General features: G+C 63.2%; 22 protein-coding genes. 6 read left to right on the top strand and 16 right to left on the bottom strand.

The window, feature by feature from the left end:
• Positions 1–12: 12 nt before the first annotated feature.
• The 15 genes from AC56QP_RS31695 to AC56QP_RS31625 all read right to left on the bottom strand — a co-directional run bounded on the left by AC56QP_RS31695 (position 13) and on the right by AC56QP_RS31625 (position 17,992).
• Entirely contained in the window at positions 13–804 is a 792-nt protein-coding gene (locus tag AC56QP_RS31695) for an ABC transporter ATP-binding protein (RefSeq protein WP_489861936.1), read from the bottom strand.
• On the bottom strand, positions 801–1,574 hold the full coding sequence (locus tag AC56QP_RS31690; protein WP_091575491.1) for an ABC transporter permease: 774 nt from the start codon (positions 1,572–1,574) through the stop codon (positions 801–803). The genes AC56QP_RS31695 and AC56QP_RS31690 overlap by 4 nt, the downstream gene beginning before the upstream one ends.
• A gap of 107 nt (positions 1,575–1,681) precedes the next feature.
• Complete coding sequence (locus AC56QP_RS31685) at positions 1,682–2,632, bottom strand: ABC transporter substrate-binding protein (RefSeq protein ID WP_489861937.1); 951 nt, start codon at positions 2,630–2,632, stop codon at positions 1,682–1,684.
• A 160-nt stretch (positions 2,633–2,792) separates the two neighbouring features.
• Positions 2,793–3,134: a peptidase inhibitor family I36 protein gene (locus tag AC56QP_RS31680; RefSeq protein WP_497103824.1), complete on the bottom strand. Its 342-nt coding sequence runs from the start codon at positions 3,132–3,134 to the stop codon at positions 2,793–2,795.
• Positions 3,135–3,242: 108 nt separating this feature from the next.
• The gene (locus AC56QP_RS31675; protein ID WP_489861939.1) at positions 3,243–4,091 is read right to left on the bottom strand and encodes a DUF1194 domain-containing protein; all 849 of its coding nucleotides are present in this window, start codon (positions 4,089–4,091) and stop codon (positions 3,243–3,245) included.
• Between the two features lie 93 nt (positions 4,092–4,184).
• On the bottom strand, positions 4,185–6,746 hold the full coding sequence (locus AC56QP_RS31670) for a GcvT family protein (protein ID WP_489861940.1): 2,562 nt from the start codon (positions 6,744–6,746) through the stop codon (positions 4,185–4,187).
• Positions 6,747–6,894: 148 nt separating this feature from the next.
• The gene (locus AC56QP_RS31665; protein ID WP_497100927.1) at positions 6,895–7,653 is read right to left on the bottom strand and encodes an FkbM family methyltransferase; all 759 of its coding nucleotides are present in this window, start codon (positions 7,651–7,653) and stop codon (positions 6,895–6,897) included.
• On the bottom strand, positions 7,650–8,882 hold the full coding sequence (locus tag AC56QP_RS31660) for a hypothetical protein (RefSeq protein WP_489861941.1): 1,233 nt from the start codon (positions 8,880–8,882) through the stop codon (positions 7,650–7,652). Before AC56QP_RS31660 ends, AC56QP_RS31665 begins: the two co-directional genes overlap by 4 nt.
• A 23-nt stretch (positions 8,883–8,905) precedes the next feature.
• Positions 8,906–10,336, bottom strand: coding sequence for an aspartate aminotransferase family protein (locus AC56QP_RS31655; protein WP_489863469.1), 1,431 nt, complete (start codon positions 10,334–10,336; stop codon positions 8,906–8,908).
• Between the two features lie 105 nt (positions 10,337–10,441).
• Positions 10,442–11,449, bottom strand: coding sequence for an NAD-dependent epimerase/dehydratase family protein (locus tag AC56QP_RS31650; RefSeq protein WP_489861942.1), 1,008 nt, complete (start codon positions 11,447–11,449; stop codon positions 10,442–10,444).
• Complete coding sequence (locus tag AC56QP_RS31645) at positions 11,446–11,877, bottom strand: EamA family transporter (protein ID WP_091575504.1); 432 nt, start codon at positions 11,875–11,877, stop codon at positions 11,446–11,448. The genes AC56QP_RS31650 and AC56QP_RS31645 overlap by 4 nt, the downstream gene beginning before the upstream one ends.
• Positions 11,878–12,001: 124 nt before the next feature.
• Positions 12,002–13,354: an FAD-binding oxidoreductase gene (locus tag AC56QP_RS31640; protein ID WP_489861943.1), complete on the bottom strand. Its 1,353-nt coding sequence runs from the start codon at positions 13,352–13,354 to the stop codon at positions 12,002–12,004.
• A 2-nt stretch (positions 13,355–13,356) separates the two neighbouring features.
• The gene (locus AC56QP_RS31635) at positions 13,357–14,790 is read right to left on the bottom strand and encodes a UbiA family prenyltransferase (RefSeq protein ID WP_489861944.1); all 1,434 of its coding nucleotides are present in this window, start codon (positions 14,788–14,790) and stop codon (positions 13,357–13,359) included.
• Positions 14,791–15,018: 228 nt separating this feature from the next.
• Positions 15,019–15,282 (bottom strand): hypothetical protein, encoded by a 264-nt coding sequence (locus AC56QP_RS31630; RefSeq protein ID WP_269906300.1) that lies wholly within the window; start codon positions 15,280–15,282, stop codon positions 15,019–15,021.
• A gap of 220 nt (positions 15,283–15,502) precedes the next feature.
• A complete protein-coding gene (locus AC56QP_RS31625; RefSeq protein ID WP_489861945.1) occupies positions 15,503–17,992 on the bottom strand; it encodes a mechanosensitive ion channel family protein in 2,490 nt (829 codons plus the stop codon).
• Positions 17,993–18,188: 196 nt separating this feature from the next.
• Between AC56QP_RS31625 and AC56QP_RS31620 the strand changes: the two genes are divergently transcribed.
• From AC56QP_RS31620 to AC56QP_RS31600, 5 genes are all read left to right on the top strand, one after another.
• The gene (locus AC56QP_RS31620; RefSeq protein WP_269906303.1) at positions 18,189–19,448 is read left to right on the top strand and encodes a sarcosine oxidase subunit beta; all 1,260 of its coding nucleotides are present in this window, start codon (positions 18,189–18,191) and stop codon (positions 19,446–19,448) included.
• A gap of 89 nt (positions 19,449–19,537) precedes the next feature.
• A complete protein-coding gene (locus tag AC56QP_RS31615) occupies positions 19,538–19,834 on the top strand; it encodes a sarcosine oxidase subunit delta (protein ID WP_489861946.1) in 297 nt (98 codons plus the stop codon).
• Positions 19,831–22,824: a sarcosine oxidase subunit alpha gene (locus AC56QP_RS31610; RefSeq protein ID WP_489861947.1), complete on the top strand. Its 2,994-nt coding sequence runs from the start codon at positions 19,831–19,833 to the stop codon at positions 22,822–22,824. Before AC56QP_RS31615 ends, AC56QP_RS31610 begins: the two co-directional genes overlap by 4 nt.
• A complete protein-coding gene (locus AC56QP_RS31605) occupies positions 22,817–23,404 on the top strand; it encodes a sarcosine oxidase subunit gamma (protein ID WP_489861948.1) in 588 nt (195 codons plus the stop codon). Before AC56QP_RS31610 ends, AC56QP_RS31605 begins: the two co-directional genes overlap by 8 nt.
• 289 nt (positions 23,405–23,693) lie before the next feature.
• Positions 23,694–25,136, top strand: coding sequence for an MFS transporter (locus AC56QP_RS31600; RefSeq protein WP_489861949.1), 1,443 nt, complete (start codon positions 23,694–23,696; stop codon positions 25,134–25,136).
• A gap of 30 nt (positions 25,137–25,166) precedes the next feature.
• Here AC56QP_RS31600 and AC56QP_RS31595 read toward each other — a convergent pair whose 3' ends face one another.
• Positions 25,167–25,871, bottom strand: coding sequence for a nitroreductase (locus tag AC56QP_RS31595; protein WP_489861950.1), 705 nt, complete (start codon positions 25,869–25,871; stop codon positions 25,167–25,169).
• A gap of 171 nt (positions 25,872–26,042) precedes the next feature.
• On the opposite strand from AC56QP_RS31595, the gene AC56QP_RS31590 reads away from it, so the two are divergent.
• A complete protein-coding gene (locus AC56QP_RS31590) occupies positions 26,043–26,639 on the top strand; it encodes a helix-turn-helix domain-containing protein (RefSeq protein WP_489863470.1) in 597 nt (198 codons plus the stop codon).
• Positions 26,640–26,675: the final 36 nt, after the last annotated feature.

Below are 26,675 nucleotides of genomic sequence, written 5' to 3'. Positions count from 1 at the left end.
CAATCCACGAACCTAGGCCGGCTGCGCCTGCGCCGTGCGCATCGCCTCGACGCGGATGTCCTCGGTCAGCCTTGCCTTCAGCGCCGAGAATTCCGGGCTGGTCTTCAGCGTGTAATGGCGCGGATGCGGCAGGTCGACGGCGACATCCGACTTGATGCGGCCAGGCCGCGCCGTCATCACGATCACGCGCGAGGCCATGAAGATGGCCTCCTCGATGTCGTGGGTGACGAACAGCACCGTCTTCTTGCGCCGTTCCCAGATGCCGAGCAGCAGTTCCTGCATCAGCCCGCGCGTCTGGTTGTCGAGCGCGCCGAACGGCTCGTCCAGCAACAGGATCTCGGGATCGTTGGCAAGCGCCCTGGCGATCGCCGTGCGCTGTTGCATGCCGCCGGAAAGCTGCTTCGGCCAATGGTTCTCGAACCCCTTCAGTCCGACGAGGTCGACATAGGAAGCAACGATCCCGTCCCGCTCCTTTTCGGCCATGCCACGTTCGCGCAGGCCGAAGGCGATGTTCTCGGCGACCGTCAGCCAGGGGAACAGCGTGTAGGACTGGAAGACCATGCCGCGGTCGGGGCCTGGCCGGTTGACCGCCTTGCCGTCGAGCAGCACACGGCCTTCGCTCGGCGCTTCCAGGCCGGCGACGATTCTCAACAATGTCGACTTTCCGCAGCCGGACGGCCCAAGGATGGTGATGAAGTCGTTGGCGGCGACCGCCAGGTCGATCGGCATCAACGCCTTGACCGGTTGACCACCTCGCACGCCGGCAAAGGTGCGGCTGACATTTTCGATCAATAGCTTGCTCACGCCAGGCTCCATGGAAAGAGCCAGCGGTTGAACGCCTTGAAGGCGAAATCGGACAACAGCCCGATCAGCCCGATGATGATGATGCCGAAGATGATCTGTCCCGTCGCCAGCCGCGACTGGCTGTTGATGATCATGTAACCGATGCCGGAAGACGAGCCGATCAGTTCGGCGACGATGACATAGGTCCAGGCCCAGCCGAGCACCAGCCGCAGCGTCTCGGCGATCTCCGGCGCGTTGGCCGGCATGATCACCCGGCTGACGATGCCATTGTTCGTGGAACCCAGCGTATAGGCGGCCTCGACCAAGTCGCGCCGCGTGGAGCCGACCTTGACCGCGATGATCAGGATGATCTGGAACACCGAGCCAACGAAGATGACGAGCAGCTTTTCCAGTTCGCCGATGCCGGCCCACAGGATCAGCAGCGGAATGAAGGCGGAGGCCGGCAGGTAGCGGGCGAAGGAGACGAATGGCTCCAGAAACGCTTCCACCGGCTTCCAGGCCCCCATCGCGATGCCGAGCGGCACCGCGACAACGGACGCCAGCAGGAAGCCGCCGAAGACCCGCCAGATGGTGATCAGTATGTCGAGCCAGAAACGATCCTCGACTAGCAGCCGCCAACCGTCACGGAGCATCGACAGCGGATCGGCGAGGAAGATGCGGTTGACGTGACCGCCAAGCGTGATCCACGCCCAGAACGCAACGAACAGCACGAAAAAGGAAATACCGAGCACGGTCCGGATGCCCGGCGGGACTGGATGCAAGGGGCGCATCGTCAAATCGACCCCATCTTCAAATCGTCCCCATGCTCAAATCGTGCTTTGTCCAGGAGAAAACGGCGGCGCCGGGCGCCGCCGCATTATGGTCAGAAGCCGGACCGTCAGTTCGACACGGCGCTGGTGTCGGCCAGCGTGGAAACGTCGGGCGCTTCCTTGATCAGCCCCATCTGCAGCAGCAGTTCGCCGGCGGTCTTGGAAAAGTCCTGGAATTCCTTGGTGAAGAACTGCTTGTTCTCCGCCCGGTCGGCCCATTTCAGATACTTCGCCGAATCCTCGAACTCCTTGGCCGACTGCTTCACGTCGGCGCCCATGATCTCGTAGGATTTCTGCGGGTCCTTCTTGATCAGGTCGAGCGCGTCGAAATAGCTGTCGGCGAGCGCCTTTGCCGCGTCGGGATTGGCCTTGAGGAATTCGGGCGTGCAGCCGACCGTGTCGAGCACCATCGGATAGTCGAGCGTGGTCGCCAGGATGTGGCCCTGATCGGACTTGTCGCGCACGGCCGAGATGAACGGCTCATAGGTGACAGCGGCGTCGTTCTGGCCGGCAAGGAAGGCCTGCGCCGCGGCGTCCGGCTCCAGGTTGACGACGGTCACGTCCTTGGTCGACATGCCGTTCTTGTTCAGCACCCAGGCCAGCATGAAATAGGGCGACGTTCCCGGTGCCGAGGACGCGACATTCTTGCCCTTGAGATCGGCGACGGTCTTGATGTCGTTGCGGGCGACGATGCCGTCGGCGCCGTAGGATTTGTCGAGCTGGAATATCTGCTTGGTGGTCACCCCGCTGGCGTTCCACACCAGCCAGGTCTCGACCGTGGTGGCGGCGCATTGCAGGTCGCCGCTGGCGATGGCAAGCGGCCGGCTCGCTTGCGGCACCTTCTTCAAGGTCACGTCGAGACCGTGTTTCTCGAAGATACCTGCCTGCTTGGCAAGCGTCAGTGGCGCGAATCCGGTCCATCCGCTGATACCGATGGTGAGCGATGTTGCGGCCATCACCGGTACTGACAGATCGGCGGCAAGCGTCAATGTTGCGGCAAAAACGGCGATCCTGATCATCTCGGTTCCCCTTTTGTTTTCCTGGATGGGGAATTGTTCACAGACGCCAATCGGCTTGTCAATCAACAGCTTGGTGAGGCACACGGGTGGACCGGGCGGCGACTCGCACCCGGTTGGCGTCCGGCTGCCGACACGGCACCCGACCGCCTGCAATCCAGTATCAGTAGCCGTCGCAATAGCATTCCGCCGACGAGATGCGGTCGTTCCAGTCGCCTCCGAGCTCGCGGGCCCTGCGCCTGATCTCGATCGATTCCCCCCTCATGCCAGTGTGCTCATAGGCGACGAGCGTGCAGCCACGGCGCACGAACACCGAGGACACGCGGTCGTTCCAGAACTGGCCGCCGCGAAAACTGACGGCATCGTCGGCCTCCATCTCGATCGACCGTCCGCGAAAATTCACATGCTCGAACATGACGCAGGCGGGCTGATCGTTGTATTGGGCGCTGGCGCCGTCGGCATAGAACACGGATGCGACCGCAGTCAGGACTACAAGACGTTTCATTCTGATGTTTCCTCGGTTTTGACCGCGGCCCCTACCCTTCGCGCGGATGGTCCCAATTTGCCACTGCTTCGGGCGACGAGGCAAGCCTGTGGCAACACGAGATCCGGCCTAGCGGCTGTCGAACATCCAGCTGCGGTTACGCCACATTTTCTCGCCGACCAGGCAGTCGGTGGCGGACCTGTCCTGAGCCAGCACCACCGGCGGATGATCTGCCTCCTCGGCCGCCCATTGCGGCGAGGCCGGACCGGCAAGCTCCAGAACCAGCTTGCGGCGGATGGCTTCGGGAAATTGCGTCCAGTCGTTGACCGGGATCATGAAGGCTCCGGGACCGCCGATGACGCAATCGCTGTAGTAGCGATCGAGATTGTTGACATCGTAGGCACCGGTAAAGCCGCCCCGGGTCATCAGCGGCAGGCCGTTGATGACGATACCTTGCTTGACCACGCCATCGCGGATCAGATTGACCGGCGCGCCCTGGTTGTTGGGACCGTCACCTGAAATGTCGATCACCCGCTTCGTCCCCCGGTAGCCGCTTTCGGCGAAGAGGTCGCTGCCGAACTCCAGCGCGCCGGAAATAGAGGTGCGCCGAGCGCTGTTGGGCGGCTGGGCGGACAATTGCGCAACCACCCGCTCGGCGTCGGCACGGTTGGCGATCACCGTCCACGGCACGATGACGCGCTGCCAGGTGGTGCCGGCCCATTCGACATAGGTGACGGCGATCTTGCCATAGGCACCGTCGGCAATGGCCTGTAGCACGTTGTCATGTGTCAGCGCCGCCGCGTAGCCGTGACGCTGGATCTCGAGCTCGTCCGCCGACATCGACAGCGAAACATCGACCGCCAGCACCAGCTCGACATCGACCGGCTCGTCGGCGCGGGATCCCGGCGCCAGCCAGAGCATCAGCGCCAGTGCGGCACAGCCGTAAAGGAGATGTCTTGCACACCGGAAAGCAGACATCCCCCAAGGGTAAGCGAAAACAGCCCCGTTAAAAAGACAAAAGCCCGGCCGAAGGCTAGGCTTTTGCGATCAGTCCGTTGCTCCATCCGTCAATCAGCTGCGCGGCTTGAGGTTCTCCGGGTCGTAGAGTGGCTTGTAGCCGACGGCGGCCACTTCCACCGGATAGGTCTCGCCGAAATATTCGATGGCAAGCTTGCGGCCTTCCTGGGCATAGGCCCACGGCAGATAGGCGAGACCGATGTTCCTGCCGATGGTCGGGCCATAGGCCATCGAGGTGGTGAACGATCGGCGGCCGAGTTCGTCGACCAGCGTCTCGCCCGTCTTCGGGTCCATCACCGGCATCGTGCCGACCGGATAGCGGGCAACGCCTTTCGCATCGACATTGTCGGTCATGACAAGCGTGCACAGCATGGCGGGCTGGTGCTCACGGGCGCGATACTCCACATGCTTGGCCTTGCCGCAGAAATCGTTCTCCTTGACCTTCGGACGCGCGAGATCGGCTTCGAGCAGATTGTACTCGGTCAGAAGATCGGCGTTCTGCAGGCGCAGGCTCTTTTCCATGCGGCGGGTGTTGGCATAGGTCTCGACGCCGAACGGCATCACCCCGGTCGAGCGTAGCGCGTCCCAGACGGCGAGGCCGTCCTCGTAGCGCATATGCAATTCCCAGCCCTGCTCGCCAACATAGGAAATGCGGAAAGCGGTGACATCCTTGCCGCCGATCCGGACCGGCTTGATCGCCGCGAAGGGGAAGTTCTCCGGTGACAACCCGTCAGGATTTTCGACAACCTTCTGCAGTGTAGCGCGGGCATTCGGACCCCAGATGCCGATGGTGACGAATTTTTCCGTCACGTCGGTGATGGTGACATCAAAGCCTTTGTCCTGCGCGGTGCGGCGCATGTACTGGAAGTCGCGCGGGCCGGCGTCGGCGCCGTCGATCAAACGGCAGCGGTCGGCCATGCGGATCACGGTAAAGTCGGCGCGCACCATGCCTTCCTCGTCGAGGAAGTGGGTGTAGATGCCCTTGCCTACGTTGTTGTCGCCACCGATCTTGGCCGCGCACAGCCATTCCAGCAGCGCGACATGGTCAGGGCCTTCGATATCATACATGGCGAAGTGCGACAGGTTGACGATGCCGCAATCCTCGCTCATCGCCAGATGCTCGGCATTGGAGACGCGCCAGAAATGGCGATTGTCCCACTCGTTCTCGCGCACTGGCACCCGGTTGCCGTATTTCTCCAGCAGGTGCTCATTGGCGGCATAGCCGTGTGCCCGCTCCCAGCCGCCGAGTTCCATGAAATAGCCGCCGAGTTCCTTCTCGCGCTCCCAGAACGGCGAGCGCCTGATGTTGCGGCCCTTGGAGAAGGGCTCGCGCGGATGCACCGCCGGATTGTAGACCTTCATCGCCGTCTCGGTGCAGCGATCCCAGATGAACTGCTCCTTCATCTGGTGCGGATAGAAGCGCGCATAGTCGATAGCGTGGTGGTCGATCGAGGTGCGGCCGTCGGTCATCCAGTCGGCGATCAGCTTGCCCATGCCGGGGCCGTCCTTGACCCAGATGGCGACGGCATACCACAGGCCCCTCACCTTCTGGCTTTCACCCATCGACGGGCCGCCATCCGCCGTCACCTGCAGCAGGCCGTTGAAGGAATGGCTTTCATTGTAGCCGAGTTCGCCTAGGATCGGCGTCAGCTCCATGGCGCGCTCGAGCGGCGCCAGGATCTGCTCCATGTCGAGATCGCGCTGCGATGGCGAAAGCCGCGCCTGATCCTTCTCCAGCAGGTCGCGTGGATGGCAGAGACGCGGATTGGTTTCCTCGTAATAGCCCCATTCGATCTGGCCGCCCTCGGCGGTCTTGGGGTCGCCGGTGTCGCGCATATAGGCCGAGTTGCCCTGGTCGCGCAGCAGCGGCCAGCCGATCTCCTTGCCGGTGCCGGCGAACTCATTATAGGGCCCGAAGAAAGTCAGCGGATGGTCGATCGGCATGACCGGCAGGTCCTCGCCGACCATCTCCGCGATCAGCCGGCCCCAGATACCGGCGCAGACGATGACATAGTCGGCCTCGATGGTGCCCCGATCGGTGACCACGGCGCTGATGCGGCCGTCCTTGACGACGAGTGACCTCGCCGGCGTGTTGGCGAAGGACTTGAGCTTGCCGGAGGCTTCGGCCTGGTCGACCAGCTTGCCGGCAACGGTCTGCGAGCGCGGTATGACGAGGCCGGCGTCCGGGTCCCACAGGCCGCCCTGCACCATGTCCTGCTCGATCAGCGGAAATTTTTCCTTGATCTCGGCGGGTTCGATCAGGCGCGCGCGGGTGCCGAAGGCCTTCGCCGAGGCGATCTTGCGCTTGATTTCTTCCATGCGGCTGTCGTCGCCGACGCGCGCGACCTCAAGGCCGCCGATACGCGCGTAGTGGCCCATCTTCTCGTAGAAATCGATGGAATAGAGCGTCGTCCAGCAGGACAGGAAATCGTGGCTCGTCGTGTAGCAGAAGTCGGAGGCGTGCGCCGTCGAGCCGATGTCGGTCGGGATGCCGGACTTGTCGATGCCGACAATGTCGTCCCAGCCGCGCTCGATCAGGTGGTGGGCGATCGACGCGCCGACAATACCGCCCAGGCCGACGATGACGACCTTCGCCTTTTTCGGAAACTCTGCCATTGCCCGCGACTCCAAAGTGCTATTGCGGGCAGCGTCGGCGCCCGTTTGATCGGCGCACAATATGCAGGCGACGGCCACCAGGCTACCGCCTGTTTGCGACACGCCACAGATGCGGCGCGACCCGATATGAATCAGGAATGGCTACCCTTCAGGCGAAGGCCCAGATGTCCTCGGCCTGGAAGCCGACCTGGTAGCCCGCGGTCTTCATCTTGACCACAACCTGGCCGATCTCCGCTGCCGGCAGCGCGCCGACCTCGACCTTGATCATGCCTGGACGGTAGCGCTTGAGGTCGAGCTGTTCGAAGACGATCCAGTCGGCGCCCTCGCAATCGACGAGGAAGGCGTCGATGTGGGTGATGCCGTTGCGGTCGAGAAGCGTCTGCAAGGTCTCGGATGGCACCTCGATATCCCTGAGATGCGGTGCGAACTTGTTGAAGTTGGCGTCGGCCTCGCCCCAGGCATTCTTGCCCGACATCAGATTGGTGTCGGTGACCGACGAGCAGCCTATGAACTCGATGGGCAGCGTACCCGCCTCGAGCGCGGCGGCATCGAAGGTGTGGACGGTGATCGTCCCCTTCGTCTTGGTGACAGCCACCGGCTCGATGATAAACCGGCTCGTGTCGGGGTAGTTGGCGCGCAGCCGTTTCTGATTGTAGGGGATCGGCTCGACCAGCACGGCGCGAGCGCCAGCAATCCGGTGCAGCCATGGCGTGACGTCGTCGAACAGCGCACCGTCGCAGGCCCCGACATTGACCATCTGGAACGGCCGTCCCCCCCCATTGAGGCGCGCTTTCAGCGCCGCCTTGGCCAGGAACTTTGTCCCGCGCAGCGACGGCCCCCGATCGAGTACGCCCTCGGGAAGACCAAGCGACAGGGCAATGCGCGCCAGGCTGGATACGGAACTCATGACTTGTCTCCAGGAATGACGTGCAAGGCGGCGCGCTGCTGGCCGCGGGCTACTGTCGCCCACAGTGCCATCAGCGGCGTCGCCAGCAGCAGGAATGGCGGGACCAGATGCGGGAAATAGATGCGCGTGTCGTGGATCGGGAAGACGGCGAACTTCGCCAGCGCGCCGAGCACCAGCGCCGCAAACAGGATGCTGGCACGACGGTCGAGGCGGAAGCCGGCGCGGCCGGCCGCATACCAGCCGGCCAGTGCCAGCACCGACACGCCGACCCAGCTGTTCAGGCTGACCGCGCGCAGCAGCGACGTGGCAAACGCCCGGAGATAGGCTGTGACCGAAAATGGCGGCTCGAACCCGTCCATGTTGTAATGCTGCTCGATGCTGGAGAACCACAGATGCGGCCACCAGCCGGGATGATGGGCCCAGTGCGAGATGGCGAAATAGGCGACGAAGGAAGCCGCAAAGCCGGCCAGCGCGCCCCATGCCTTCTGCCGGAACGCGACCAACAGCACCGCGAAAATAGCCAGGAAAACTATAGTGTCCGGCCGCGCCATGAAGGCGAGGAAGAGCAGGACCGCGGTTGCCACCTCGTGGCCCCGGACATAGGCGTAGAGCCCGCCGAGAAACAGCGCCGAACACAACAGATCGGGCGTCGAGGCACGCGCCGCATCGCCGAAATCGGCCATGATCAGCACAGCGCCGACCACAGGCGCCAACGCCAATGCCTTCTGCGAGCGCAGCCAGAGCAAGGCGATCGCGCCGAACAGCAGGACGGAGAACACCGAGACGAGCCGCATCGCCTCGACCGGCGACATCACAGAGCCCATCGTCGACAGGATTTCGGCGTAGAGGAACTTGATCCGGTACATGCCAAGCAGCGAGTGGAAGTCGGCGGCATTCTCCGTCATGTGGCTGCGGAAACCGCCACCATCGTCGGTCAACGTCTTGTAATCGGCGGCCGAAACACCTGATTTGACGGTGTCGTAGGCGTAGTCGTGCAGCGCCTGCGCATCGGGATAGGTGCTTTCCTCGGCGACAGCGAGATAGGGCAGCATGTCCCAGTTGGCGTCCGGCATCGCCCATGCCGTAAACGCCGTCAAAAGAATATAGAGCGCGAAGGCCGCCGCGCCGATCGGCGCGGCCAGCCGCGCATAAGTCCCCTCGCCCCACGCCAGGCCGGCCTCGGTGAGCCGGTCGAGCGGGTTTTTCGCGGTGGGAGACTTGGTCAGCATGGCTTTGCTCAGCGAACTTCGCTTTAACGGACTTGGCTTTTGACGAAATCCTTCACGATCGACACGATGCCACGCGACAGCAGGCTGTCGAAGGCATCGACGAAGCGGGCGACATGCTCGCGCTGGCAGATCAGCGGCGGCTCTAGCCGGATGACGTTGCGGTTGTATTCGGTGAAGGCAACGAGCACGTCATAGTCGCGCAAGAGCAGCGCGCCGACGAAGCCGGACAGAGAGCCCTTCAGCTTGTCGTCGAGCACGCTGACGATCGGGCGCAGCACCATCGGCAAGGTCTGCGAGAAGTCGTGGAACTCCAGGCCGACCATGAGGCCCTTGCCGCGCACGTCCTTGATGATCTTCGGGTACTTCTCCTTCAGTGCTTGCAGCCGCTGCAGCAGATAGTCGCCGGTGACGGCGGCGTTGTCGATCAACCCCTCGTCATAGAGCACGTTGAGCGCCTCGATCGAGGTGACACAGGCCTCGCCCATGCCACCGAAAGTCGCCATGGCATGGATCATCGCCGTCTTCGGCGTGCCATAGGCCTTCATGTAGACCTCGCGCCGGGCGATCATCGCGCCGACCGCCGCCTTGCCGCCGCCGAGCGACTTGGCCAGCGCCGTCACATCGGGAACCACGCCGTAATGCTCGAAGGCATAGAAGCGGCCCGAGCGGCCATAGCCGCACTGCACTTCGTCGGCGACCCACAGCACGCCATACTGGTCGCACAGGGCGCGCAGCTTCTGCCAGTATTCGGCGGGCGCCTGGATGATGCCACCACCGCCCTGGATGGTTTCGAGCACGATGACGCCGACCTCCGGGTCGGAGCGGAAAAGGCGCTCGACCGCTTCGATGTCGGCAAAGGGAATACGGACCGTGTTGTCCGCCATCTTGAAGTCGGCGCGATAGAGCTGGCCGTCGGTAATGCCCAGCACGCCCTTGGTCTTGCCGTGGAAGGAATTCTCGGCATAGACGATTTTCGGCCGCTTCGGGCCGGCGGCGCGCTCGGCAAGCTTCACCGCGGCTTCCATGGCTTCGGAGCCGGACGAACCGAGGAACACCATGTCGAGATCGCCCGGCGAGCATTTGGCAATGTTGTGCGCAAGTGCGGCCGCGTATTGCGACATGAAGGCGATGGCGATTTCCTGCCGCTTCTCCTCCTGGAATCTTTTCCGCGCCTCCAGGATACGCGGATGGTTATGGCCGAAGGCCAGGGAACCGAAACCGCCGAAGAAGTCGAGGATCTTGCGGCCATTCTGGTCGATGTAGAACATGCCTTCGGCGCGCTCGATCTTGATCTTGTGGAAGCCGAGCAGCTTCATGAAATGCAGCTGGCCAGGATTGAGATGCGCCTTGAACAGGTCGGTCATACGCGCGACATCCATCGACTTGGCCTGCTCGACGCTGATCAGGTCGGGCTTGGCGATGGTGGCGGGCGACAGCGCCGGCGCGCTGACCATGGTGCGCGTATTCGTCTGTTCGGGCTTGGCCATGACGGTCATTTCAATCTCCTGTCTGCGCGCACGAGCAGGATCGTGCGCAACGAAAACTGTTTTGCGAGCCCGCTATTCGGCGGGCACGTGTTTGGCGGCGACGGCGTGACCGGCCTTCTTGGCGCGGTACTCGCTGTAGGCCGCGATCAGCATGTCCTCGTCGCGATACTGCGGCACCCAGCCGAGCTGGCGTCCGGCCTTGGAGACGTCGAGCACGCACTCCTCGTCGGCGATCAGATATTGCTCCGGGTCCATGATCGGCATGTTCATGAGATCTAGCAGGTCGAGCGTGCGCTTGACCGCCCAGCCTGGCGTAGGCAGCAGGATCGACTTAGAGCCGGCATGCCGGATCAGGTCGCCGAGCAATTTCTTCACCGGCGGCGGGTTGAGCGAGCCGAGATTATAGGCTTCGTTGGGCACGCCAGCCTTCCAGGCCGCGCGGGCAGCTTCCGCACAATCGAAAACAGAAATGAACTGATAAGGGTTGCGGCCCGCACCGATCATCGGAACCGGCAGATTCCAGTCGATCAGCTTGAACAGTTTTTCGAGAATGCCGAGCCGGCCGGGGCCGATAATGAGGCGCGGGCGAAACAGCGAGATCGACATGCCGCGCTTGCGCCATTCGGCGGCCAGTTCCTCGGTCTTCTGCTTCGACCAGCCATATTCGCCAAGCGGCGCGACCGGGTGCTCTTCGGTCATCGGCTGCGTGACCGTGTGGCCGTAGATCATGTCGGTCGTATAGTGGACGAGCCTGGGTGCGCCGGCTCTGTCCATGGCCTGCATGATGTGCTCGGTGCCATGGAAATTGACCGGAAAGAAGAAATCGTGCCGCTTGGCGCGCACCTGGATCGGCGACAGCATCTTGGCCGACAAATTGTAGACCATGTCGTCGGGCTTGATGCCGACACAGGCCACCGAGGCAGCCTCGGTCACGTCGCACTGGACGAAACGGACGGTGCGGTAGTGCGGCAGGTCGCTCTTGACGATGTCGGCGACGACAACCTCCTCACCATCGGCCACAAGCTTCGGGGCAAGGTGGCGGCCGACGAAACCGTCGCCGCCGAAAATCACATGTCTCATCGAACGGTCTCGCTGTGAATCTTGTCGGACGAAAGGGAGGCCGTTTCCTCGTCATGCCCGCGCCCACTTTGCGCGATCAGCACCGTGCCGACGCAGATGCAGGCGATGCCGGCGATGCGCCAGCCATTGAGATCTTCACGGAAGACAAAATAGGCGAAGATGGCGACGGCGACATAGGCGAGGCTGAGGAACGGATAGGCGAAGGAAAGCTCGACCTTGGACAGTACATAAAGGTGCGAGGCCATCGAGATGACGAAGGTGCACAGGCCAAGGAACACCCAGGGGCTGAACACGATCTGCAACAGCTTGATGAGCGGGTTGACGCCCTCGAACGAGATTGGCCCGAGCGACATCATGCCTTGCTTCAGCATCAGCTGCGCCGCGGCATTGGTCATGACCGTAAAGAGAATGAAGACGATGTATTTCATGTTTTCGAAGCCACCCCTTCACGTCTCCTATTACAAACCCGCGAATATTTCGTGAAGTCAAAAGAATGTTTTGAGTGAACCGCAGTATTATCGATACGCTAACCAAGATTATTTCAAATTCTATCTATTCCGCGGCTTCGACAGCACCGCGCCGGGAGTCGAGCCTCTTTGCGGTCCGCGCCCAGAAGCTTGACATGAAGGCTGGATCGCGAAGCGCCTCCAGCCGGGGCCATTCGGGAAAGGACGAAGCGAAGATATCGGCGCCCATGCGGGCGTCCTTGTAGGGATTTACCGCACCGCCGGCCCCGACCGTGATGCGGTCGAGTTCCCGCAGCAAGGCCAGCGTCGCCGCTCCCCTGTTGGGGAAATCAAGCGTCAGTGTGTAGCCGGGACGCGGGAATGAAAGCAGCGCCGGCGAGCGGACGCTGCCGAAGCGTTTCAGCACGGTGAGGAACGACCCCTGCCCGGCTTGCCTGGCGGCGGCGAGTAGCTCCGGCACCACGGCGCGCGCGGCCGCTTCCGGTATCACGCTCTGGTGCTGGAAAAGCCCTTTCGGCCCGTAAAGCCGGTTCCAGTCGCGCACGCCGTCAAGCGGAAAGAAGAAACTGTGGTAGCCGACCTGGCGCGGCGCCGTCGACCGCCCCTTCTTCCAACGATAGGCGGCGTTGAATGCGGTCAGGAAGGGGCGATTGAGCACATTGAACGGCGGCTGGACCGGTATCGAGAGATTGCCGCCGGCACGCGAGGCGGCATGCGAACCGTGCTCGGCATGATTACCGGTGAACAGCAACCCACGGCCGCTGTTACGACCGCCGGCAAGCTGGTCGATCCAGGCGACCGCATATTCATTGGCCTGATCAGCGGCCTCGGCCAGGCCGAAGAACTCGCCAAGGTCGCGAAACGGCGTCGCCTTCTCGACGATGTCGAGTGAAGGAACCCGCATCAACCGGATCGAGGCCTCCAGGATGAGGCCGGTCAGTCCCATGCCGCCGATCGTCGCCCGAAACAGCCGCGGATTGTCTGTCGCCGAACAGCGATAGGTCTTTCCATCGGACCGTAGCAGCGTGAAGGTCTCGACATGGCAGCCGAAGGTGCCGCGCCGATGATGGTTCTTGCCATGGACGTCATTGGCGATGGCGCCGCCGAGCGTGACGAATTGCGTGCCCGGAACAACCGCCGGGAAGAAGCCGTATGGCGCGGCGTAGGCGATGATGTCGGAGAGGAGCACGCCGGAGTCCGCCTCAAGAAGACCCGTCTCGGCGTTGAAGGCTCGGATACGGTTCAACGGCCGCATGTCGACGACCGTGCCGGCCTCGTTCTGGCAGGAATCGCCGTAGGAGCGCCCATTGCCGTAGGCCAGCAGCGATGCCGGCCTGGCCTGGCCTGCCTTCAGCAGCGCAATGCCATCCTCTGCGCAGATCGCTCGTGGCGCTGGCGGCGTGGCGAGGCCAAAACTCTGGAGCGGTTCGGCAGCCATGCCTACCAGCCCCCGATGACCAGCAGCACAGCGCCGATCAGTACGACGATCTGGCTGCGCCAGTCACGTATGATGAAGACGACCGGGTCGTCATGCATCTCGTCGCGGCGGGCGAGGATCCAGACGCGCATGGTGATATAGAGCACGATCGGCGCCAGCGGCCAGATCAGCCACGGATGCGGATAAAGCTCGCGCACCGAAACACTGTCCATGTAGAGCGCCAGAACCAGCGCCGAGGAGAAGGCCGAGGCCATGCCGGCCTGGGCGACAATCTCCTGGTCCTCGGTGCGATAGCCGCGGCCGGCAATGCGCTCGCCAGGCGGAATGGCGGTGGTGCGCAATTCGACAAAGCGCTTCACCAGCGCCAGCGACAGGAAGAAGAAGATTGAGAAGGCAAGCAGCCAGAACGAGACGTCGACGCCGGTCGCGGCCGCACCCGCTAGGACGCGGATCGTGTAGAGGCCGGCGAGCGTCAGCACGTCGACCAGCAGCATGCGCTTGAACGACAGCGAGTAGGCTGTCGTGACGACCATGTAGCCGCCGAGCACGGCCAGGAATTCCACCGGCAAAAGCAGCGCGGTGCCGATGCCGATCGCCAGAAGCACAACGATCGAGCCAAGGCCGAACGGGATCGACAGGGCGCCGCTCGCAAACGGCCTGTTGCGCTTGGTGACGTGCTTGCGGTCGAGCGCGAGGTCGAAGAAATCGTTGAGGATATAGATGGCCGACGCCACCGCGCTGAACGAGATGAACGCCAGCAGGCATTCCCAGATCATGTCGGAGTTGAAATATTCGTGCGAGAGAACCATCGGCACCGCGATCAGCGAGTTCTTCAGCCACTGATGGACACGCAGCATCTTGATGATGGTCCGCAATGTCGGCTTCGGTACCGGCATGGTCTCGGCGCCGTGTGCCGCTTGCCAGCGAGCGGCGTGACGGTCGGGCGCCACGACGATCGCGGCGCGCGCGGCATCGAAGACCTGGAGATCGTGACGGCTGTTGCCGGCATAATCGAAACCGCCGTCACCATAGGCCGCGATCAGCGAGGCGCGCTTCTTGCCCGAAGTGAGATTGTCGAGACCGTCGGTTGCCAGCACCCGGTCGAAAATGCCGAGATGGTTCGCGATGGCGTCGGCGAACTTGCGTGGCGTGCCGGTCGCCAGCACGATCCTGCGGCCTTCGGCGTGCTCGGTGCGAATACGGTCGAGTAGCGGCTCGCGATAGGGCAGCGACGCCGGGTCGATGTCGACGCGTTGGGCGATCGCCTGCTTCAGCCGCGCCGGTCCGCTGGCGGCCCAGAAAGGCACGAGGAAAATATAGAGCGGGTTCTTCTTGAGAAGGATGAACAGTCCTTCCCACAACAGGTCGGTCGCGATCAGCGTGCCGTCGAGATCGACCGCAAGCGGTATTGCGTTCCTGTCCGAGCGCGCATCCATGTCCGTCCTGCCCTGCCAGCGTATGATCCGGGAAACCGGAATCTTGTTGCGCGCCGCGTTTCGGCGTCTTGAAAGCTGGTATAGCGAGGGATGGCGTAGCGAACGTTAAAACGTCCGGTTGCAGGCGGCTGCCGCGGCTGTATTTCCGGCGTCATTGTTAAACAACTGCTACCGGAAACGATAAAAGGCCGAGCGAATGCCCGGCCTTTCCTGTCATATCGTCGAGACTTACTTGATGCGGGCGACGCCGCCCGAGATCTCGACGGTTTCAGATCCGGTCAAGGCTTCGAGGTCGCCGTTGGGTAAGGTGACGAAGCAGCCATTGGGGCAGAATTCGACGGTTTCACCAGCTGCCAGCGCGAGGTCGGTCTTGCTGCCGCCCTCCGTCACGACCAGCGTTCGGGTCTCGGCGTCCTTGTTGACCGCGCTCGCGGCATTGGCCGAGCCGATGGCAGCGACCAGGGCGACGGCAGCGACGAGAGACTTCCACATGTTGCAATATCGGTGTTCCCACCGCCTCTGTTGCATTTCGCAAGGCATTTTCGCCTTTGCATGGGAGCTTATAGGAGATGGAAGCTGAACCGCAACTGAATGCCGCATTCATGCCGCAATCGGCTTTGGCTTCTCCGACACCGGTTACAGACACGGCGAGACCGACCTTCGCGCCGCGCTGCCCGCGCTGATCGTGAATGGCTGACAGGCAACAAGAAGCCTAGTCGGGATCGGGCTTGCGCACCTTGCGCCCGGTCTTGGCCAGTCGCTTCTTCTCGGCCTCGGCCTCGGCCTTCACCTGCTCCTGTTCGGCGAAGTCGGCCTCGATCTTGTCATCGTCGATCGGCCAGGCCTTGGGCTTCTTGGTCTCGACCACGGCCCGTGGCGTCGAGGGAATTTCGATGTGCTCGTCGTTGAATTTTTCGAGCACGGCGAAGCGGACGTCGTTCTGCACGATGTTGCCATTCATCACATCGGCCAGGAAAACCCTGATCTCGAATTCGAGCGCGGCCGCGCCAAAATTGGAAAACAGCACGAAGGGTTCGGGATTCTTCAGCACCATCGGATGGTTGCGCGCGATCTCCAGCAGGATGGCATGGACCTGCTTGACGTCGCTGCCATAGGCGACGCCGACCTTGATGTCGATGCGGCCGAGCTTGTTGCGATGCGTCCAGTTGCCGACAGAATTGTTGATCAGGTTCGAATTGGGCAAGATCACCGACTGACGCTGGAAGGTCTCGATCTCGGTCGCGCGCACGCTGATCTTCTTGACCGTGCCGCTGACATCCCCGGCCACGATCCAGTCACCGACCTTGAATGGCCGCTCGGCCAGCAGGATCAGGCCTGAGACGAAATTGGACACGACATTCTGCAGGCCAAAGCCGATACCGAGGGAAAGAGCACCGGCGACCAGCGCAAGACTGGACAGGTCGATGCCCGCCGCCGAGATGCCGACGAGCGCCGCAAGGGCAACGCCGGCATAGCCGACCGCCAGCCGGATCGAGTTGCGCACCCCGGTATCGACCTTGCCGCGCGCCATCACCGACCCATCGAGCCAGCCCTGGAACCAGCGCGTCAGGAAATAGCCGATGATGAAGACGACGATGCCGGAGAGGATGCCGGTGACCGAAATCGTCACCGACCCGATATTGATCCCGGTTGCCAGCTTGTAGGCCCACGCCTGGATGTCGCCCGGCTGGAACCCCCACATCAGCAAGATCAGCGGCAGGAACACCAGCACGATCATCAGGTTGATGGCGACGCTGACGACAAGGCCGAGCTGGTCGAGCGCCGTATCCTCATAGCTGGAATTGGCCGATAGCCAGCGCCCTACCGAGGTGTTGGCGAAAGCCCCCTCCTCGCCGATCGCCCGCGCCGACAGGAAGCCGATATAGGCAGTGATCAAGGCGGTGCCGGTGACCACGACCTGCAGCGACACGAACAGGGCAAGGCCGATATAGCCAAGCAAGGCCGTTATGATGGTGAACAGACCAAGCGCCAGCGACAGGTAACGCAGCCATGCCGGCCATGGCCGCCAGCTTCCATCGCGCGCCTTGAACGGTCGCAGCATCGCCATCAGGATCAGGATGATGCCGACGATGATTGTGGCAACGAAACTGCGGGCGATGGTCAGCGACAGCGGCGAGCCCATCTTGTCGTTGATGACCGACAGGAAAGTGTTGACGCTGATGACCACGGCCATGGCGGTAGCCAGGCGAACCAGCCAGCGCGCCGGCCCCGTTTCGACCGGGATAAGACGCCAGTTCGGCAGCCGCGGCGATAGCGCCGCATTGGTCAGTCGGTTGACGCAGAACACCACCCCGATGACCGTCGCCAGCGCATTGAGAAAGAGGCCTATGTCGCCGCGCAACACATTGTAATAATTGAAAAAGAAGATGGTCGAGCCGAGAAAGGCGCCGACTGCCAGGGTCGGCAGCAATGTCGACCAGAAGGCCACCGACAGGCGGCTGAGGTAGGACGGGTCCTCGTTGGCGGGGTCGGCCTCGAATACCCGCCCGAACAGGCGCCGGCCGCCGACTAGCAGCACCAGCGCCAGCCCGAGCGCCACGAAAGTAGCCGCGAGGATGGCCTGGAACTTGAACTTGAAGGCGAAGCTAAGCCAGGACGAAACCGCCTTGTAGAAATTGCCGAACTCGTCACTGGCATCCGAAAAGACCTGCGGGCTTAGCGCATCGGACAGCACATAGCGCTTGGTGAGCAGATTGCGGAAGAGCGCGCTGCGCATGTTGCCGATCTTGTCGATCAGTCCGCTGATACGGATCGACAGGTTCTGCGCGGCGGCGACGACCGCGTTGATCTCGGCCTTTTCCGACGCCAGCGCCTGGCGTTCGCCCGTCACTATGTCGGGCTCCTGCGGCTGGCCCGCCGCTGGCGGCGGGCCCAGCACCTCGATGCGATTGTTGATGTCGGTGAGGCGCGAGCGGAACGCCAGCGCACTGGTCAGTGCCGCCCGCGACAGATCCTCCAGTTGCAGACGGATATCCACCAGTGAGGCATCGTCGTCACCGTCCTGCTGTATCTTCTTCTCGAGATCGTCAGTCTTGGCCGTCAGGCCCTGGATGACTTTCTGCTGATCGGTGATCAATCCGGCCGCGCCCTGGCCGAGCGCTTGCGCCATCGCGTCAAACGAAGGCGACGCCGAAACGACGAGCGCGAAAACCAAAACGAGGCGAAGCAATCTCAAAAGCATGATTTGTCGGCGACTCACGGGCGCAAAAAGCAGTTTGAAAGCCTGTCCTTGATAAAGACGGCCATATCATGGGGCAAGCCGTCGCATTGGGTCGTTGCCAAAGGCGTCGGCCAGTCGAAAGGCGATGGCGCAATACTGGCTTTGCGGATGCGGCCTGCCCTATAGTCTGCCGCATCGCCCGAACCGGATGACAATGATGGCAGAGTACTCGGCTTTTTCGCTGCTCGCGAACGCGCTCAAGGGAAACAAGGACTGGAAGCCGGCCTGGCGCAAGCCGGATCCGAAGGCGTCCTATGATGTCATCATCATCGGCGGTGGCGGCCATGGGCTGGCGACCGCTTATTATCTCGCCAAGGAGCACGGCATCACCAATGTCGCCGTGCTGGAAAAAGGCTGGCTCGGCTCCGGCAATGTCGGCCGCAACACGACGGCTGTGCGCTCGAACTATCTGCTGCCCGCGAACACCCGCTTCTACGAACACTCGATGAAGCTGTGGGAGAACCTGTCGCACGAGCTCAACTACAACGTCATGTTCTCGCAGCGCGGCTGCCTGAACCTGGCGCACACGCCGGCCCAGTTCGACGACTATGCAAGGCGCGGCAATGCCATGCGCCATCTCGGTGTCGACGCCGAATTGATGACGCCAGCGCAGATCAAGCGTCTGATCCCGGCGCTCGACATCTCCGACAGCGCACGCTTCCCGGTGGTCGGCGGCCTGATGCAACGGCGCGCCGGCACCGCCCGCCACGATGCGGTGGCCTGGGGCTATGCGCGCGGCGCCGACCGACGCGGCGTCGACATCATCGAGAATTGCGAGGTCACCGGCTTCCTGCGCGATGGCGACCGGGTCACCGGCGTGTCAACCTCGCGTGGCGACATCCGCGCCAAGAAGGTCGCGGTTGCCGTGGCCGGCAGCACCGGACGCGTCATGCAGCTGGCCGGCATCGAGACGATGCCGATCGAGAGCCATGTGCTGCAGGCCTTCGTCACGGAATCGCTGAAGCCCTTCATCGACACCGTCGTCACGTTCGGCATGGGCCATTTCTACATGTCGCAGTCGGACAAGGGCGGCCTTGTCTATGGCGGCGACCTCGACGGCTACAACAGCTACGCCCAGCGCGGCAATCTGCCCATCGTCGACGAAGTGATGAGCGAGATGCTGGCGCTGTTCCCGGGCCTTGCCCGCGTGCGCATGCTGCGCTCCTGGGGCGGCGTCTGCGACATGTCGATGGACGGCTCGCCGATCATAACCACCGGTCCTCTGCCCGGCATGTATCTCAACTGCGGCTGGTGCTATGGCGGCTTCAAGGCGACGCCGGCTTCCGGCTGGTGCTTTGCCTGGACCATCGCCAAGGATCAACCACACGACTTCAACGCCCCCTTCACGCTCGACCGCTTCCACCGCGGTCTGGTGATCGACGACAAGGGCCAGGGCGCAAACCCGCGGCTGCATTAGACCATGATCCGGAACCGAAGGACCGCGCTAGCGAAAGTGGAAACCCGGCTTTCCGACCGGATCACGGTCAAACAAGAAGATAGAATTCAATGTTGATCACCTGCCCGTATTGCGGCCCTCGCGATGTCATCGAGTTCACCTATCAGGGTGACGGCAACCGCGAGCGCCCCGACCCCGCATCGCAGAATTTCGAAGCGTGGAACGCCTATGTCTACGACCGCCTGAACCCGGCCGGCGACCACAACGAAATCTGGCAGCATTCCGGCGGTTGCCGCGCGCATCTGCGGGTCGTGCGCAACACGCTCACGCACGAGATTTCCAGTGTCGCCTTCGCGCGCGGCGATCACACCTCGAGCGCGCGTCGCAAGGCCGAGGGCAAGTCATGAGCCCGCGCCGCACCGACACCGGCGGCCGCATCGACAGGCTGAAAACCATCCGCTTCACCTTTGACGGTGTGGCCTATACCGGCCATGCCGGCGACACGCTGGCATCGGCCCTGCTGGCCAAGGGCATCAGCCTTTTCGGGCGTTCGTTCAAATACCACCGTCCGCGCGGCCTGCTCACCGCTGGCGTCGAGGAGCCCAACGCGCTGGTGACGGTGCTGAGGGGCGAGGTCCGCGAGCCCAACATCCCGGCGACCATGGTCGAGATCCATGACGGGCTGGTGGCGATCAGCCAGAACCGTTTTCCATCGCTTGCCTGGGACATCAATGCCGTCAACCAGCTCGGCGGCAAGCTCCTGTCGGCCGGCTTCTACTACAAGACCTTCATGGGGCCGGTGGTCGGTCCGCTGAAGGGCACGCGCTTCTGGATGGTCTGCGAACATTTCATCCGACGCGCCGCCGGCCTCGGCCGCGCCGGATCGGCAAAGGACCCGACGCGCTACGAACGCATGAATGCTTTTTGCGATGTGCTGGTGGTCGGTTCCGGCCCCGCCGGTCTGATGGCCGCCAAGGCCGCCGCCGACCAGGGCGCCCGCGTCATGCTGGCCGATCTCGAGCCGCGTTTCGGCGGCTCGGCCAACTGGTCGGGCGAGATGATTGATGGCGCGCCGGCCTCCGATTGGGCGCGGCGCACCGTCGCCCAGCTCGAAGGACGCGACAATGTCCGGCTTTTGCCGCGCACCACGGTCTGGGGCTATTACGACAACAACACGCTTGCCGCGCTCGAACGGGTCAGCGACCACAAGGAGCAACCCAGCAAGGGCGAGCCGCGCCATCGCTACTGGGCGATCCGCGCCAAGGCTGTTGTTTTGGCCACGGGTGCTTTTGAGCGGCCGCTGGTCTTCCCGGGCAATGACAGGCCGGGGGTGATGCTGGCGCATGCCGCCGAGCGCTATGCCAACGAGTTCGGCGTGCTGCCGGGCGAGCGGATCGCGCTGTTCACCAACAACGACAGCGCCTATCGCGCCGCCCTTGCCCTGAAGAAGGCCGGCGCTCAGATCGTCGCCATCGCCGATGTCCGGCCGGAGCTTTCAGCCGAGATGCGCAAGCTGGCCGAGGAAGTCGAGGCCGAGATCTTTCCCGGCCATGCCGTCGTCGCCACCGAGAGCGGCAGGGCGCTGTCCGGCCTCAAGCTGCAGCGCTTCGACATGGCCAATGGCACACTCACCGGCGATGCACGCAGCATCCACGCCGATTGCCTGCTGATGTCGGGTGGTTGGTCGCCGACCATCCATCTGGCCAGCCAGGCCGGCGCCAGGGCGGAATGGAATGCCGCGCGTCAGGCCTTCCTGCCACCGAAGCCGACACAAAAGTGGATCGGTGCTGGCGCCTTCACCGGCAGCTTTTCGACTGCCGAGGCGATCGCCGAAGGCCGCGCCGCCGGCCTTGCCGCGGCCGGCGGAACAGGCACGCCGATTGCATTGCCCACCGTCGAAGCCGTCCCAGGATATCCAGACCCGGCGCCGGTTTTTGAAATCCGGGCCAAGGGCAAGAGCTTTGTCGATTTCCAGCACGACGTGACGGCGGAAGATGTGCGGCTGGCACACCGCGAAGGCTTCGTCTCGGTTGAGCATCTGAAGCGCTACACCACGCTTGGCATGGCGACCGACCAGGGCAAGAGCTCCAACGTTCCCGGCCTTGCCATCATGGCCGAAGCGCTGGGCAAGCCGATCCCTGAGGTCGGCACGACGCGCTTCCGGCCGCCTTTTGCACCGGTGTCGATCGGCTCGCTGGCGGCGGAGCGCTTCGGCGACCTGAAGCCCGAGCGGCTGACGCCGATGCATGACTGGCATGTCGCCAATGGCGCGACCATGTATTCGGCCGGCCTCTGGTACCGGCCGATGATCTACGGGCTTTCAGGCGAAACGGTCGAGCAGGCCTATGTGCGCGAGGCCAAGGCGACGCGCGAAAGCGCCGGCATTGTCGATGTCTCGACACTTGGCAAGATTGCCGTGCAAGGTCCTGATGCCGCCGCATTCCTCGACCGCGTCTACACCAACATGTTTTCGACGCTGGCGGTCGGCAAGGCGCGCTACGGGCTGATGCTGCGCGAGGACGGCCTCGCCTTTGACGACGGCACCACCTGGCGGCTTGGCGAGCAGGATTTCCTGATGACCACCACCACTGCGAACGCCGGCAAGGTGATGCAGCATCTGGAATATTTCCTCGACGTCATCTGGCCGGAGCTGAAAGTCCACGTCACCTCGGTGACCGACGAATGGGCGGGCGCCGCGATTGGCGGGCCGAAGGCCAGGCAGATCCTTGCCGCTTGTGTCACCGGCACGGCAGTCGACAACGCCACCTTGCCCTTCATGGGCATCGTGCGCGGCGAGATAGCTGATGTGCCGGTGATGATCTGCCGGCTATCCTTCTCCGGCGAAATGGCGTTCGAGGTTTATTCCGGTGCCGGCCATGGCACTCATGTCTGGGAAGCGCTGATCGAGGCCGGCAAGCCGTTCGGGCTGGTCACCTACGGGCTCGAGGCGCTGGGCACGATGCGCATCGAGAAGGGCCATGTCACCGGCGCTGAAATCGACGGCCGCACTACGGCGCGCGACCTGCATCTCGACTGGATGCTGTCGAAGAAAAAGCCGTTCATCGGTTCGGCGATGATGGACCGCGAGGGCCTGATTGCGTCTGACCGTCTGGAACTGGTCGGCGTGATCGCACTCGACAACCGGCCACTGAATGGCGGCGCGCACATCGTCGAGGAGATTGACGAGGCCAATCCGCACGGCTCGATCGGCCACATCACCGCTTGCTGCTATTCGCCGGCGCTGGGCAAGCATATCGCGCTCGCACTGGTCAAAGGCGGCAAGGCGCGGCGCGGCACGCGCGCCCATGTCTCCGATCCCCTGCGCAACCGCTTCGGACCGGTCGAGATCGTCTCCAACCACTTCTTCGATCCGGAAGGGACCCGCATGCATGGTTGAGCGTCAATCGCCCCTTGAGCCGGAGTTTCACGTCGGCTCGCACGGCAATTTCGAGCATGGCGTCGAGATCATCCTGACCGAGACACGGCCGGGTTCGATCGTGCAGCTGGCGGCCTGGCCCGGTGAGGAAAAGGCGCTGATATCAGCCATCCGCACCGTCACCGGGCTTGCGCTGCCCGATGGTGCCGGCGGTGGCTTGAGCGACGGCGTGAAGTCGGTGTTCGGCTTCGCACCGGGAAAATTCACCGTCGCCGACGAAGCCGAAGGACTGGCCGCGGCATTCGCCAAGGTGGTAACCCCGGCCATCGGAACGGTGACGGACCTGTCGCACGGCCGCACCGCCATCCGCATCGCCGGGCCGAAGGCCGAATGGGTGTTGGCGAAGTTCTTCGCCATCGACTTCGCGCTGCCGGCCTTTCCGATTGGCGCCGGCCGCTCGACCATCCATCACGACGTCTTCGCCCAGATCCAGCGCACCGGCACCGACCAGTTCGACATCTATGTCTTTCGCTCCTTCGCCCGCTCGTTCTGGAAGGCGCTCTGCCACGCCAGCGAGGAAGTCGGCTACGAGGTGCAATAGAGCAATTCCAGGAAAGGTGTGAAACGGTTGTCCGGGGAAAAGCGCACGCCGCTTTCCCTTCGGAGTTGCGTCAAGACAAGGGGTTAGAACAGTTCACCGTTTCCCTGAATTGCTCTGACTGGCGCGGCCGGATGGTCGCTTCGCCTCTGCTTCTGGCATCAAGGCCAACCGGTTCTGCCGCTAGAGAATTCCGCCGCGGACGACCATGGTGGCAAAGCGTGGCCGCCTAGCCGGCCCAAGGGATAAATCCCGTCTCAGCGTCGGCACATCGTTTGGTTCGAACATCTCCATGACCACAGAAATATCCGCCGGCGCCACGGATCGCGCCGATGTGTCGGCCAGAACCATGCTCCTGCTGCCGCTGACGGTTGCATGCGGCGTCTTCATGACCAGCCTCGACCAGAATGTCGTGGTGACGGCGCTGCCGGGTATCAGCGAAAGTCTCGGCCGCCCGCCCAGCCAGCTCGGCCTCTTGATCACCGTCTATGTAGCCAGCCTGATCATCTCGATGCCGCTTGGCGGCTGGGCCGCCGACCGCTTTGGCCTGCGCAACGTCTACTGCTTCGCCTTGCTGGTGTTCGCCACCTCGTCGGCGCTGAGCGGGCTGTCCGACAATATCTGGATGCTGGTCGGGGCGCGGGCGCTGCAAGGTTTCGGCGGCGCGCTGATGGGCACGCTCGGCCAGGTCGTCATTCTGTCAACCTTTCCGCGCAGCCGCACGCTCAAGATCAACATGTACATCTCGCTGGCCGGCCAGTCCGGGCCATTGGTCGGCCCGCTCGTCGGCGGCGCGCTGACCACGTACATCTCCTGGCGCTGGATCTTCTTCATCAACGTGCCCTTCGCGCTGACAGCGGCCGTGCTTGCCGCCTCGCTGTTTCCGACGATGACCAAGCCCGTACGCACGCCATTCGATTTTCCGGGCTTCCTGCTGGTCGGCAGCGGCATGGTGCTGCTGGTCTTCGGCATGGACTCACTCGCCGCTAAGGACGCGGCTGGCGGCATGATCGCGGCTGAACTTGCGCTTGCGATCCTCATCCTGACGGCCGCCTCGTTCTACTGCTTGCGCGCCCGCAATCCGCTGCTTGACCTCAAGCTGCTGCGCATCCGCACCTTCCGCATCTCCTTCCTCACCGGCGGCGGGCTGGACACGATCGGCCTCAGCTCCGTCGTCCTCCTGCTGCCGCTGATGTTCCAGCTCGGCTTCGGCATGAGCGCGGTGCAGGCGGGATCGCTCACCTTCGTGGCGGCCATCGGATCGCTAGTGATGCGTCTCTTCATGCCGCGCATTCTCAACCGCTTCGGCTTTCGCCGCGTGCTGGTCTTCAACACGCCCATCGTTGCCTGCCTGGTGGCTGGTTTTGCCCTGATGCAGGCGACGACGCCGGTCTGGATCACGCTCATCTATATCTTCGTCTTCGGCGTCTTCCGCTCGATGCAGTGGGCCTCGACCGGCAACCTCGCCTATTCCGACATCGCGCCCGAACAGCTCGCCCGCTTCAGCGCGCTCTACTACATACTGTGGCAACTCGCCGTCGCGATCAGCGTCGGCCTGGCGGCCGCGACGCTGTCGTTCCTGGCCGGAGGCGGTCCGGCCGTGGCCAGGGATTTCCGGATTCTGTTTGTGATCGAAGGCGCCATCACGCTCTGCGCGCTGCTGGCCTATCTCAAGCTGACGCCACGCGATGGCGCCCATGTCAGCGGGCACGGCGTGCAGATGAATACGGAATAGTTGACGTCGCCGGTTCCCTGCGTGGCCGGTCTACTCGCTGAACGACACCCACTCTTCCAACGGCACGCGGTCGGTGCGGAAGGCGTTTTCGGGCTTGGAAATGTCCTCATGGCCAAGCGCCATGCCGCAGACGACAATCTCCTCGTCGGGAATGTTGAGCACCGGCCTGATCTGCCGGTGATAGGGCGCGAACGCGGCCTGCGGACACGTATGCAGGCCCCTGCCTCGCGCCGCGACCATGATGTTCTGCAGGAACATGCCGTAGTCGATCCACGAGCCCTGGTTGAGCCGGCGGTCGATGGTGAAGATCATGCCGACCGGCGCGTCGAAGAAGACGAAGTTGCGGTCGTGCTGGGCACGCATCTTGTCGACCTCCCTGCGGCCGATGCCGAGCGCGCCATAGAGGCCGAAGCCGTTGGCGCGCCGTCGCGTCAGATAGGGCTCGAAGAACTGAGTGGGGTAGTAGCGGTACTCATCCCAGTCGGCCTTTTCGGCGCGAATGCCGGAATTGAGAATGGCGTCGGTGATCCGCTGCTTGGTCTCGCCCTTGGTGACGTAGACCCGCCATGGCTGCATGTTGGTGCCCGATGGAGCCCGGGCCGCAACCGACAGAATCTCTCGGATGGTGTCGTCATCGACCATGTCGGGCAGGAATGCCCGCACCGAGCGGCGCGACAGGATCGCCTCGTCGACGATCTCGGCATCACGCGCGATTCCTGGGTTATTCTCCAGCATGGGCCGTCCCTTACCCTTTGTCTCGCTCGGACGTCCCCACTCGCCGCTCGCGGCCGAGCCTTTGCATGAACCATCAAAATCGTGCAAGCAAATCTTGAGCATCTGTGAAAATCTACTTGATTTTTTCACGAGCTTGATTTCTCATGAAATTTGACCGTTCTTTTTCATGAAGTGAGCGTTTTGCCTTCACCTACCGCACGAACATTGCAGGGGCCTGACGAACGCGTGCTGGCCGGCGATATCAGGGCGCTGCGCAAGGCGCGCGGGCTGACACTTGCGGAGATCGGCCTGAAGCTCGGCCGCTCGGTCGGTTGGGTCAGCCAGGTCGAGCGCGGCCTCTCGGCGCCATCGCTCAGCGATCTCAGAGCCTTCGCCGAACTGTTCGGCGTGCCGGTCAGCCTGTTCTTCACCCATGACGTGCCGGTCGAAAGCGAGCGCGGCGTGGTCGTGCGCGCCGGCAGCCGGCGCACGCTTGGCACAAGCGAATCCGGACTGATGGAGGAGCTTCTGTCACCCGATCTCGGCGGTAGCTTCGAGATGCTGCGTTCGGTCTTCGCACCGGGCGCGGAGCTGAAGATCGAGGCGCGTCGGCCTACCGAGGAGGCCGGATACGTCGCGTCCGGAACGTTCGACATCGAAATTGCCGGCATCTGGCATCGGCTCGGCGAAGGCGACTCCTTTCGCTTCGAGGGCAAGCCTTTCCGCTGGCGCAATCCGGGTGCCGAGCCGGCGGTTGTCATCTGGGTGGTTTCGCCGCCGGTTTATTGAGTGCATGTCGCCCAAGGCGCGCGGCGGTTTTGGGAC

It is taken from the genome of Mesorhizobium sp. RCAM 05104 (genome assembly GCF_059683645.1).
Note: the sequence above shows the minus strand (reverse complement) of the source record. Positions and strands in the feature narration are given on the sequence as shown.